The sequence below is a fragment of the Rhizobium sp. LjRoot254 genome, from assembly GCF_964254105.1.
GTDB lineage: Bacteria > Pseudomonadota > Alphaproteobacteria > Rhizobiales > Rhizobiaceae > Rhizobium_E.
On sequence record NZ_CAXUSM020000001.1, the window covers coordinates 5746242 to 5758541 of the forward strand.

Here is a 12300-nt window from a genome sequence, read left to right on the forward strand (position 1 = left end):
CTCGCGAGAACATCTACTTAGTGTGGTTGTGCGGCGGGGAAAAGGCCAGACGCTCCATGGACAATGGCCGCCGCCGAGCCTACATGCGCTTCCCATTCCGTCCGCAATCAACAAGCATATGGAAGAGCATGGCCGCATTTTTCACGCGACGTCCCGCGATCAGCGCCACGGCTCTCGGCGTGCTTGTCGCGCTCCATCTGCTGGCTGTGGCTAATATCACGTTCTGGGGCAAGGCCTGGGAGGGTTTCGCGAGCGGTACCGGTCTTGCCACCTTCGGCGTGGCGACGTTTGCGGTGTTCATCGGGGTGATGGTGGGGCTGTCGTTTCGTTTCATCGCCAAGCCCGTCTACATCTTCGCGATCCTGGTCGCGGCGGGGGCTTCGTATTTCACCGATACGTTCGGCACGGTCATCAATGCCAACATGATCGAGAATGTTCTGGCCACCAATTCCGGCGAAACGGGAGAGTTCCTGACTGCGAGCTTTTTCGTCCACATGCTGGTTTTCGGCATTCTGCCAAGCCTTTTGGTGATGTGGGTGCAGGTGATCTACGGTCCGTTCCGGTCACGCCTGCTGACCAATGCGGCGGTGTTCGTCGTGATGCTTCTGGTCGCGGGCGGGCTGATCTTTTCGCATCTCGGCGAGGTGCGCGCCGCGATGCGACGCGACTTCAACGCCATGATGGAGGTGCTGAACCCGGCGGGACCGGTCTCGGCTGCGATCAGGGTGGCGGCGCAGATGATCGAGAACCGCAATGCCATGCGCGAACCCTATGGCCGCGATGCCCGCAAGGGCGAATGGATCGCACGGGCCAAAAAGCCTGTCGTCACGGTGATCGTGGTGGGGGAATCGGCGCGGGCGATGAATTTCTCGCTCAACGGCTATGCCAGGAATACCAATCCGGACCTGGCCAAGCTCGGCGTGCTGAACTTCTCTAATGTCACGAGTTGCGGCACGGAAACCAGCATTTCGCTCCGCTGCATGTTCTCGGGTTTCCAACGCGGGGACTTCTCCAAGGACAAGGCGATCGCGCGGGAATCGCTGATGGACGTCTACAAGCATGCAGGGATCGACGTGCACTGGTGGGACAATGACGGCGGCTCCAAGGGGGTGGCCGATGGCGTGAAATATGTGAGCTATATGATGCGCACAGATCCGGACCTCTGCCAGAGCGGCACCTGCCAGGACGACATCTTCCTCGGCGATCTCGACACGCTGATCGGCGCGGCGACGGGGCCGACCGTCGTGGTGCTGCACCAGCGCGGATCGCACGGGCCGGCCTATTACCTGCGCTATCCCGATACGTTCAGGCCCTTCCAGCCGGATTGCCGGCTCTACCAGATGAACGATTGCTCTTCGGAGGAGATCGTCAATGCCTATGACAACACGATCGCGTATACCGACCGGTTCCTGGCGAGGGTCATCGGGCTTCTCGATAAACATCATGACAAGGCGAGCGGCGTGATGTTCTTCGTCTCCGACCACGGGGAATCGCTCGGCGAGAACGGCGTCTTCATGCATGGCGCGCCCTATGCCTCTGCGCCGAGGGAGCAGACGCATGTGCCGCTGATCGCGTGGACGTCGTCGGATTACGATGCGGCGTCCAGTTTCGATCGGGCCTGCGCGGCAAGGCTTTCCGCCTCGCCGTTCAGCCACGACAATGTCTACCACACGCTGCTGGGGATGATGGATATCAGGACCTCCGTCTACCGGCCGGAACTCGACATTTTCGGGAAATGCAGAGTTCCGGCGGTAAACTAGGCTGTTGCTTCTGGTCTCCTGCTCCGAAGCTCAAATCGCGGCGGCTTCCTCGGTCGGTTCCCCGGGTGTCATGGCTTTCGAACGGCGCGAGCGCAGCAGGACATAGAACACAGGCGTCAGGAACAATCCGAAGAATGTGACGCCGATCATGCCGGAGAACACGGCGGTACCCAGGGACTGGCGCATTTCGGCACCCGGACCGGTGGCGATCACCAGCGGCACGACGCCGAAGATGAAGGCGAATGCGGTCATCAGGATGGGCCTGAGGCGCAGATGGCACGCCTCGATCGCCGCCTCCACCGCGCTCTTGCCCTCAGCCTGGGCTTGCCGGGCGAATTCGACGATCAGGATCGCATTCTTCGCCGCCAGTCCGATCAGCACGACAAGGCCGATCTGGGTCAGGATATTATTGTCCATCCCTCTCAAATAGACGCCGATAAGTGCCGCGAGGATCGCGAGCGGCACGATGAGAATGATCGCCAGTGGCAAGATCCAGCTTTCATACTGCGCAGCAAGCACCAGGAACACGAAGATTACGGCCAGCGCGAAGATATAGATTGCCGTATTGCCGGTATTCTTCTCCTGAAGGGCCAGTTCGGTCCATTCGAAGGTCGTGCCTGATGGCAGGATCTCCCTGGCGAGGGTTTCCATTTTCTCGATCGCACTGCCGGTCGAGACGCCGGGCGTGGGATTGCCCTGCACCGGGACGGAGACATACATATTATAGTGCTGGACGAGGGCCGGGCCGCTCTTGTCGAGGATGTCGATCAAGGTTCCCAGAGGCACGAGCGCGCCCGTTGCCGAGCGGACCTTCAACGCCAGGATACTCGCCCTGTCGGTGCGGAACTGTTTGTCGGCCTGGGCACGGACCTGGTAGACACGGCCGAACGCGTTGAAATCGTTGACATAGGACGTGCCGAGATTGATCGCCAGCGTATCGAAGATGTTGGGGATCGGCACGTTCAGGGCGCGGGCCTTGTCGCGATCGATATTGAGGAAATATTGCGGGCTCGATGCGGAGAAGGTCGTGAAGACGCCCGTCAGGCCCGGCGTCTGGTTCGCCTTGCCCATCAACTGATAGGCAGCACCCAGCACGCGGCGCATATCGGAACCTTCGAGATCCATCAGTTGCATCTTGAAGCCGCCGCCATTGCCGATGCCGGCGATGGCGGGCGGCGGCACGGCGATGATGAAGGCTTCCTGGATGCTCTGCATTTTCATGTAGAGTTGGCCGATGATCGCGTTCGCGCTCTGGCCGTGTTTCAGCCGCTCCTCGAAACTATCGAATGGCGTGAAGATGACGCCGGAATTGGACGCGTTGGTGAAGGTCGCGCCATTGAAGCCGGCAAAGGCCACGGCGTTCCTGACGCCGGGAATCGAGTTCGCGATCTCGGAGGCTTTCGTGATCACCGCATCGGTGCGCTCGAGCGATGCGCCATCGGGCAATTGCACGACGACGATGGCGTAGCCCTGGTCCATCGTCGGAACGAAGCCGCGTGGAACCGTGGTGCCCATGAAATAGGTCGCGTAGAGCAAGCCGGCGAACACAATAAGGGACGCCGTGATTGCCAGCCCGGTCTGCACCATATGGCGGACGATCCAGGAATAGCCGGCACTCATCCTGTCGAATCCGGCATTGAACCCGCCGGCGAGGAACTGGCCGGCCCGCGTGATCGGATTGCGTGAGCGATGGTGCTCCTCATGCGGCTTCAGCAGGATCGAGGCCAGCGCCGGAGACAGCGTCAGCGAGTTCAGCGCCGAGATGCCCGTCGCAACGGCGATCGTCACCGCGAACTGGCGGTAGAACTGGCCTGATATGCCGGGAATGAAGGCGGTCGGCACGAAAACCGCGATGAGCACGAGCGAAATGGCGACGACCGCCACACCCACTTCGTCCATCGTCACATGTGCCGCCTGCTTGGGGGTCATGCCGCGTGCGAGATTTCGTTCGACATTCTCGACCACGACGATCGCGTCATCGACGACGATACCGATCGCCAGCACCAGACCGAACAGCGTCAGCATATTGAGCGAGAAGCCGAAGGCGAGGAGGAAGGCGAAGGTGCCGATCAGCGATACGGGAATGGCGACGATCGGAATGATCGCGGTGCGCCAGGATTGCAGGAAGATGAGCACGACGAGGGCGACCAGGATGGCCGCTTCGGCGATGGTCTTGTAGACCTCGTAGATCGATTCCGAGATGAACTCGGTCGGGTTGTAGATGATGTCGTAGGTCAGGCCCGGCGGGAAATCCTTCGACAACTCCTTCATCGTCTGCTGGATCGATTCGGATGCAGCCAGCGCATTGGTGCCGGGCCGGGCGAAGATGCCGATCGCGACGGCGGGGTTGCCGTCGAGATAGCTGTTGGTCACATAGTCCTTGGCGCCAAGTTCGACACGGGCGACATCCTGCAACTGCACAAGGCGTCCGTCTTCAGCCGCTTTCACAATCACATAGCGGAACTGGCGGGCATCGGAAAACCGGCCCTCGGTGGTCACGGTATATTGGAAGGCGCTGTTATCAGACGCCGGCGGCGCGCCGATCAAGCCACCCGAGACCTGCACATTCTGGTCGCGCAGAGCCTGGACGACATCGCTCGATGTCATGCCGTAGGACGAGAGTTTTTCCGGATCGAGCCAGATGCGCAGCGAATATTCGCGCTCGCCGAACAAGATGACGTCGCCGACGCCGTCAAGCCGGACCAGCTTGTCGCGGATGCGGGTGCGGGCATAGTTCGAGGAATAGAGCTGGTTGTAACGGCCATTGGGCGAGAGCAGATGGATGACCATCATCAGGTCGGGCGAGCTCTTGGCCGTGGTAATGCCGATGCGGCGCACGTCTTCAGGCAGCCGCGGTTCGGCAATGGCGACGCGGTTCTGCACCAGCACCTGCGCCTTGTCGAGATCGGTGCCGAGCTTGAAGGTGACGGTCAGCGCCATCGAGCCGTCGGCCGTCGAGTAGGACGACATGTAGAGCATGTCCTCGACGCCGTTGATTTCCTGCTCCAGCGGCGTCGCTACCGTGTTGGCGATCGTCTCGGCATCGGCGCCGGGATAGGCGGTGCGGATGACGATGGTCGGAGGCGCGATCTCAGGATACTGTGCGACCGGCAACTGGAAATAGGCGACGCCGCCGACAATCAGCAGCACGATCGAGACGACCGATGCGAAGATCGGCCGGTCGACAAAGAAATGTGCAAATCTCATTGCGCGAGCTCCAGATCCAACGCATCCGGCACGGCGTCATCGCGCTGTTGCGGCAGTTCGGTCATCTGAGGCGTGACCTTGGAGCCCGCACGCGCGCGCATCAGACCATTGACGATGATCGTCTCGGTGCCGTCGAGGCCCTCGCGGATGACGCGGTAGCCATAAAGACGGGGACCGGGGCGCACCGCCTTGGTGGATACGGTGCCATCGGCGCCGACCACGAAGACCACGCGCTCGTTCTGGTCCGAGCCGATCGCCTCGTCAGGGATGAGAATCGCGCGATACTTGTTCGACGCCTCGACCTGGATACGGCCGAACAGGCCGGGCTGCAGAACCAGCTGCGGATTTTCGAACCGCGCCCGGAGCCGCATCGTGCCCGTCTGCGTGTCGATCCGGTTTTCGGCGAAGTCGAGCTTGCCGCTGAACGGCTTTTCGCGAGAATCCGCAATCGTCACCTTCACCTCGACACCGCCGCCGCCAAGCTGAATGTCGTCACCACGGCTGCGCGCCGTGCTGGCGAAGTTCAAGAGCCGGCGTTCATCGACATCGAAATAGAAATCGATCGGATCCAGCGTGACGATTGTCGTCAATATCGACAGATCCGCCTGGATGAGGTTGCCGACGGAAATCAGCTTGCGGTCGATGCGGCCGCTGATCGGTGCGGTGATCTTGGTATATTCGAGGTCGAGCTTGGCGCGATCAGCCGTCGCCTCGGCGGCGCGAACGGCGGCCTGAGCGGAAATCTGTTCGCGGCGTCGATCCTCGAGCGTCTGGATGGATTGGCCACCACTCTTGACGAGGCCTTCGGCGCGCGCGAGCTGCGCTGACGCATAGGTCAACGTGGCCTGGGCGGACTGGAGCTGGGCATCGGCTTGGTCGAGCGCGATCGCGTATGGCCGCTGGTCGATCACGAACAGCAGATCACCCTTCTTGACCAGCGAACCGTCGGTAAAATGCACTTCCTGCAGATAGCCGCCGACACGCGCCCGCACGATCACCCTGTCCACGGCGTCGAATCGGCCGACGAAGCCGTCATTGTCCACCGCATCCCTGACGAGAGGCTTGGCCACCGTGACCGGCGGCGGGGCGGCGGCATCCTGTGCGTTTGCCGCATTTGGCAGAAGGAGGAGAGAGAAAACGAGACCGTTCAGTACAGAAGATAGCCAATTCCGCATTCTCATGCCCCCTTGGTTCCATATCAATTTACGAATGCTCTTCGCTCAATTGACCGATGTCAACAGTTGCCGCGGCAGAGTATGAGTGAAGTAGGCATTCCAATCCGGTGTTCAAGGCATCAACCAGCGAATGTGGAGTGATTGGTCGATTGACCAATCACTGATTGATAACAGCAGGTTGGTCCCCCCGCTGGCAATCGCGATGCGTCGAGGTCCTTTCCGCAACTCTCACGAAAATATCCGCCGCAGCGGCGGAATGAGCCGGAGGATCGTCTGGTCGAGCAGGACCATCACAACGATCGCGATCCCGGTCATCGGGAAGGCAAGGCCGAAGACGGCGGCGATGGCCCAGAGGCCGATATAGACGCTTTTACGCGGCGGTGCGGGCGGCACGCCAAGACGCCCGGAGGGGCGTCGTTTCCACCACATCACGGCAGCGGACACGCACATCAGCACGATGCACAGGCAGGTCGCCAGCATCAGCAGCTGGTTGAACAATCCCCATTCTTGTCCCTGATGGACATTGATGCCCCATTCGATCAGGCGCCCGGCGAGTGCATACTGGCCATAGGAGATATCGACCAGCGGCTTGCCGGAGAATTGGTCGATATGCATGGTGCGCTCCCGGGAGAGGTCATCGGGATAGACGGAGGCCGTGTAAACGCCCTTGTCGTCGCTGGGGGTCGCCATTTCGAAGCCAGGCGCGATGCCGGCTTTCCGGGCAATATCGACCGCGGCGTCGAGGCTGATCGGCTGGGCGTGCATGTGCGCCATGTCCATCGTCGATTCCGGCACCGGTGCATTCTCGACGACCCAGCCCGGCTGGTCGACGGCGTGGTGTGTCGCCTTCGAGGAGGTTGGCACGGCATCCCACAATTCGGCGGGATAGCCATAGCCGTTGGCCGTCAGCCATGTGTTGGCGCTGTCTCCCCAATAGCCGGACCATGGCATGCCCGTGGCCGCGAGGAAGAAGATCATGATCCCGGCCACCGCACCGGTCACGGCATGCGTGTCGCGCCAGAAGACCCGCCTCGACGGCGTGCCACGGACCGACAGCACACCACCGGTCTGACGGCGCGGCCACCAGAGATAGATGCCGGTCACCACCAGCATCAGCGCGAAGCCGCCGACGATTTCCACCAGCCGATTGGCGTAGGCGCCGAAATATTCAAGGCTGTGGATCTTCTTCACGACCCAGTTGAATTCATTGTCCGAGGCGACGTGGCCGAGCACTTTGGCGTCATGCGGATTGACGAATACCAGCGTGCTGCCGGCATCGGATGAAACCGTCACCATCGCCGAATGCGCGGCATCGGGCGCTTCGCGATAGCCGGATGCCGAGGAGCCGGGCACGGCCGCCTCTGCGGCGTCGATCATCGCAGATGGAGCAACGCTTGCTCCAGTGTCCGCCACCACGTTGCGGTAGGCAAAGAAGGTGTCGTTGATCTCATCCTTGAAGAGATAGAGACTGCCGGTCACGGCGAGATTGAGCATGAATGGAATGACCAGAAGGCCCGCAAAGAAATGCCAGCGCCAGATGGCGCGATAGAGGGAAATATCGCCTTCGGTCACGGCGGGCGTGCCGGTGAGTGTTGTGTCTGTCATGGATATACCGATGTTTCCGGCCGCACTCGGCAGGCCGTGAGGGATGACGGGCGTTACGGAGCGCCCGCAACGCCGGTTAGGACATCATGACAGCGTGAGGAGGCGCGCGAGGCCCGGAACTGGGCGGATAGATCTGCCGTGCTAGGCGGTATTGCCGTTCCTGGACCTTGACGATTTGCGCATATGCCAAGGGCTGGCCGCAGTGATCTTGCGGCGTCGGCAGAAGTGCGGTCGATGAGAGCCGGCAAGCATCGCAGCCGTGGCTTGCCGCCTTGGCCGGGCTCTGGTCATGGTCGCCGGGAATGCAGATCGAGGCGATCGAGCCGTCGGGCAGGACATAGACGGGAATGTTGCCGGCAGATGCGGCTTCGACAGGCTTGTGGGCGAAGCCGATCATGACGAGGCACAGCACGCACAACAGGCGCACTGCCTTTGCCAATGATGTCGTCGAATCCGCCATCGAAACCCGTTTTCCCCTGTCCTGGGTGAACTAAGCGAGAGTGGCTTGCGAAGTCAATGCGACGGATCGACAGCGGCCGTCGAAGAGGCGGTTTATCTTGGAACGCGAGTCGTGATCATGACATACCGACCGGGCACGATCAAAAAGGATGTAAAGGTCGAGTTGCCCTATCCCCGCGGCAGCAATTCGGTCGCCTTCAACGACGTGAAGCGGGAGCTTGCGGCGATTGTCCATGCCGAGCACGCCCGATTTGTCTCCGACGAACGGGCCGGCAAAAGGTTTGATTGACCTTCGGGACGAGCAAGCCACCACCGGTGCTCATGGTATAAGCACCGGATAACGTCACCGTCGCAAAACGGCGGCTTCGACGAAACTGCAACCGATCTAGTTGTCACTTGCCGGCTGTTCGTTGCGTTCGCCGCCATCGTCCGGTGAGTCATCTCCAATGGCAGCTGTTTGTATCTGCGCTTTGCACATGGAGTCCGCAACGGCGATTATCCGTGCTTGCTGGCCAGCATCCGAAACAGAGCCTGCTGACGCCCTGACGGCCACCGCCATTTCCTTGCACCTTAACGCGTCGGCGGTCTGGCTTTCGGTGCCGATCGAAACCACGAGATCGGCGACGGCTTTGTCTTTTTCAGCCTGCGTTCCCTGCATCCCGGCAATCTCCTGATTGACGAGTGCGGTGCAGTCCGAGCCCGTAGCACAGGACTGTGCGACTTCGGCTGGATCGGCCCAAGCCAAAGACGACGTCAGAACTAGTAGTGTTGCTGCAAGAATTTTTTGGCGCATTTCTTCCTCCATACTTAAGAAAAACAGCCCACAAATCCATTAAGCTCCAGTAAAGGCTGTTATGTCAAGACTTTCTTAATAATGTTATACACTACAAAATTGTATATTGGTGATTTCGGCAGGACAAATGGCAAGATCCTTGTCGCTGACGGTCAGCGATCGACTGCCTATTGGGTCAACCGCGCTGACATATTGCAATTATAGGCGGCAAGATGGCGTTCCCATTCGCGTGGCGTCGAGAACGCCTAAAAGTTGCGACGCGATATCGCCATAGTTCTAGTCACATTGCCCCCGGGGAACTCGAGCGGGGCGATTCTGTGTCATATCTCATTACTTTGTCATGGCTGTTTGCCGGTTTTGCGTCGCATGCTGGACCGGACGACCAAATCAACATGGCACATACCGTATTCTGCATTCAGCATGCCGCGGAGTGTCCGACCACGGGACCGACGGTCATCAAGTGGTCGCAACATGTCGATCGCGACATCCAGGGCATCGATCACACCGTGAACGACTCGATCATCCCCCGAAATGAGACAAGTGACGAATGGACGATCAATCCCCGCTTCGGTGATTGCGACGACTTTGTCGTCACGAAGCGGCACGCGTTGATCCAGCTTGGCTATCCGGCGCGGGCGCTGCGGCCCAAGGTCGTGTCCCGAAACAGGCCGAACGACCATCTCGTGCTTGAGGTCGTCACGACGAAGCAGACCTATGTGCTCGACATGGATAAAAACCCCACCCCGCAACAGCACCAACCAGCGCCAGGTGTTGAGCGGATCAGGCCCAAATCCCAAGGCGCCCAATTGCAAAACCTTCTGCGCGATCTTGCCATCAGCTCGATTCAATGATCGCAAGACGAAGCAGGGCCGTTTCCGGCGGGTGATAGTGCGACCCGCGCCTACCGGGCTGCGCATGGAGCGGATTGCAGCTTGACAAGGCGCGTAAAGCAAGCAGTCTTCACGCTGTGACGGTTTTCCGGCATCGGGCGTTGAGGTGGAGAATTCGGCCTGATAAGACGCAGCGATGATCGCTCTCGCCGAGTTACGCGCGCTCAACCTATCAATGGATATTCCCGGAACGCGGCCGTCGCATATGAGCGCTGCGAGCGGGCTCGTCTGCATCGGTTCAACCGCCTATGTCGTTGCCGACGACGAGCTTCACCTGGGCGTGTTTTCCACCGCTTCGCCTGAACCCGGCAGTCTGATCCGCCTGTTTGATGGTGCGTTGCCCGATGCCAAGGCTGAGCGAAAGCGGCGGAAGCCAGACCTCGAGGCGCTGGCCCTGGTTCCGGCTTTCCGGGGTTTTCCGCATGGCGCGCTTATGGCTTTCGGATCGGGATCAAGGCAGAACCGTTGCCTCGGCGCTCTGCTCGGTCTCGACGCGGGCGGCGCCGTCTCTGGTCCGCCGCATCAACTGGATCTGGCGCCCATTCTCGGTCCGCTTGGCGGCGCGTTCGCTGAACTCAACATCGAGGGCGCGGTTGTCGCCGGAGACGAATTGCGCCTGTTCCAACGCGGCAACAAGCGGCATGCCGAAAACGCGATCGTACATTACCCGCTTTCGCAAGTCATGGATGGCCTGTGGCAAGCGCGCCCCGATGCAATCGAACCATCCGCCATCGATCGGCTCAACCTTGGTTTGATCGATGGTGTGCCCTTCTGCTTCACCGATGCGGCGGCTCTGCCCAATGGTGACATGGTGTTTTGCGCCGTGGCCGAAGACACAGAAGACGCCTATCGCGATGGAGCCTGCATAGGGGCGGCGGTCGGGATCATCGGCAATGCGGGACATCTGCTCTCGTTGAAACGACTTGACCGGCCGTACAAGGTCGAGGGCATCAGCGCCCAACCGGACGGCGACCGACTGAATCTCCTGCTGGTTACCGATGCAGACGACCCGGCCATTCCGGCGCTGCTGCTGTCCACATCGATCGCGAGATAGCCCCGAGGTCTTAGTCGCCATCCTTGTGATGGCTTCTGGCCTGTGCATCCGTCCGGCACAGAGCCGCCCTCGCATCCTCGAACATTCACCGACATTGATCGATGATTCACGCCGTGTGGCTCGGCCTCGGTGACAGCGATTATGATCTTCAAATTTTTATTGACTAACTAATTAGTAAAATATATTCGGGATGCAGCAGATCAGTTGGCCAGCCGACGTCCCGCCGGTGAATGGCCGCATGCAAGCGCAGGGGGAAAGCGACTTGACAGCCATGCAGTCCGCCATCGAGGCGAAAGGCGTTACAAGAATTTTTCGGTCGGCGGGGCTGGAGCCGGTCACGGCACTCGACGATGTATCCGTGACTATCCGCGAAAATGAATTCTTCACCTTGCTCGGTCCGTCCGGTTGCGGAAAGACCACGTTGCTTCGGCTGATCGCCGGCTTCGAATTTCCGACCGATGGCGAGATCCTGCTCTATGGCCAGGACATAGCGCCGCTTCCGCCTTTCAAGCGGCCGGTCAATACCGTGTTCCAGAGCTACGCCCTGTTCCCGCATATGACCGTGGCCGAGAACATCGGCTTTGGTCTCGAAATGCTTGGGCGGTCGAAGGCCGAGATCGGCGTACGCGTCGATGCGATGCTGAAGCTCGTGCATATGGAGAACCTCAAGAACAGGCGCACAAGCCAGATTTCGGGCGGTCAGCAACAGCGCGTGGCCTTGGCTCGAGCGCTGGCGCCGGCACCAAAGGTGCTGCTGCTCGACGAGCCGCTCTCGGCGCTGGATTACAAGCTGCGCAAGGAAATGCAGATCGAGCTGAAGCGGCTGCAGCACGAGACCGGCATCACCTTCATCTTCGTCACCCATGACCAGGAGGAGGCACTGACGATGTCCGACCGGATCGCCGTGATGTCCGCCGGCAGGATCCTCCAGGTCGGCAGCCCGCGTGATATCTATGACCGTCCGGCCGACCGCTTCGTCGCCGACTTCATTGGTGAAACCAATTTCCTCACCGCAAAGGTCGATAGCATCGATGGCTGCAAGGCCAGCGTGACGCTGAATTCGGGCGCCCGGATTTGTGCGACGGTCGCCGAGGCTTTCAGGCCCAATGGCAAGGCCACCGTGGTCGTTCGCCCGGAGCACGCCAGACTGGTCGATGGCCCCGGAGACATATCGGGCGCTGTCGACAGTGTCGTCTACTTCGGCACCGATACGCATATCAACGTTCGGCTCGGCGACGGCGCACTGTTCACCGTGCGCCAGCAGAACGCCCGCAACGGCGGCTGCGGCTTCGATCGCGGCGCGGCCGTCGGCATCCAGATCGGCGATGATGCCGCCCAGGTTCTCAAGGATTGAATG

At 60.5% G+C, this 12300-nt stretch carries 10 protein-coding genes; 5 read left to right on the plus strand and 5 right to left on the minus strand.

Features of this window, described 5'->3' with window-relative positions; translation table 11 throughout:
* Positions 1 to 128: 128 nt before the first annotated feature.
* Positions 129 to 1760, plus strand: coding sequence for a phosphoethanolamine transferase (locus ACSQ26_RS28300; RefSeq protein ID WP_436014904.1), 1632 nt, complete (start codon positions 129 to 131; stop codon positions 1758 to 1760).
* A gap of 30 nt (positions 1761 to 1790) precedes the next feature.
* Here the strand turns inward: ACSQ26_RS28300 and ACSQ26_RS28305 are convergent, their stop codons facing one another.
* From ACSQ26_RS28305 to ACSQ26_RS28320, 4 genes are all read right to left on the minus strand, one after another.
* Complete coding sequence (locus tag ACSQ26_RS28305; protein ID WP_436014906.1) at positions 1791 to 4967, minus strand: efflux RND transporter permease subunit; 3177 nt, start codon at positions 4965 to 4967, stop codon at positions 1791 to 1793.
* Complete coding sequence (locus ACSQ26_RS28310; RefSeq protein ID WP_436014908.1) at positions 4964 to 6142, minus strand: efflux RND transporter periplasmic adaptor subunit; 1179 nt, start codon at positions 6140 to 6142, stop codon at positions 4964 to 4966. The genes ACSQ26_RS28305 and ACSQ26_RS28310 overlap by 4 nt, the downstream gene beginning before the upstream one ends.
* Positions 6143 to 6370: 228 nt before the next feature.
* Positions 6371 to 7747 (minus strand): PepSY-associated TM helix domain-containing protein, encoded by a 1377-nt coding sequence (locus tag ACSQ26_RS28315; protein WP_436014910.1) that lies wholly within the window; start codon positions 7745 to 7747, stop codon positions 6371 to 6373.
* 76 nt (positions 7748 to 7823) lie between these two features.
* Positions 7824 to 8207, minus strand: a complete 384-nt coding sequence (locus ACSQ26_RS28320; protein WP_436014912.1) for a hypothetical protein — start codon at positions 8205 to 8207, stop codon at positions 7824 to 7826.
* Positions 8208 to 8324: 117 nt separating this feature from the next.
* Between ACSQ26_RS28320 and ACSQ26_RS28325 the strand changes: the two genes are divergently transcribed.
* Entirely contained in the window at positions 8325 to 8495 is a 171-nt protein-coding gene (locus tag ACSQ26_RS28325) for a hypothetical protein (protein WP_436014914.1), read from the plus strand.
* 96 nt (positions 8496 to 8591) lie between these two features.
* On the opposite strand, the gene ACSQ26_RS28330 is transcribed toward ACSQ26_RS28325, so the two are convergent.
* Entirely contained in the window at positions 8592 to 8999 is a 408-nt protein-coding gene (locus tag ACSQ26_RS28330) for a hypothetical protein (protein WP_436014916.1), read from the minus strand.
* A 317-nt stretch (positions 9000 to 9316) separates the two neighbouring features.
* Between ACSQ26_RS28330 and ACSQ26_RS28335 the strand changes: the two genes are divergently transcribed.
* The 3 genes from ACSQ26_RS28335 (at position 9317) to ACSQ26_RS28345 (ending at position 12297) form a co-directional block, all read left to right on the plus strand.
* Positions 9317 to 9850 (plus strand): transglutaminase-like cysteine peptidase, encoded by a 534-nt coding sequence (locus tag ACSQ26_RS28335; RefSeq protein WP_436014918.1) that lies wholly within the window; start codon positions 9317 to 9319, stop codon positions 9848 to 9850.
* A gap of 244 nt (positions 9851 to 10094) precedes the next feature.
* The gene (locus ACSQ26_RS28340) at positions 10095 to 10943 is read left to right on the plus strand and encodes a DUF6929 family protein (RefSeq protein WP_436014920.1); all 849 of its coding nucleotides are present in this window, start codon (positions 10095 to 10097) and stop codon (positions 10941 to 10943) included.
* 271 nt (positions 10944 to 11214) lie between these two features.
* The gene (locus tag ACSQ26_RS28345) at positions 11215 to 12297 is read left to right on the plus strand and encodes an ABC transporter ATP-binding protein (protein ID WP_436015514.1); all 1083 of its coding nucleotides are present in this window, start codon (positions 11215 to 11217) and stop codon (positions 12295 to 12297) included.
* The last annotated feature ends 3 nt before the right edge of the window (positions 12298 to 12300 follow it).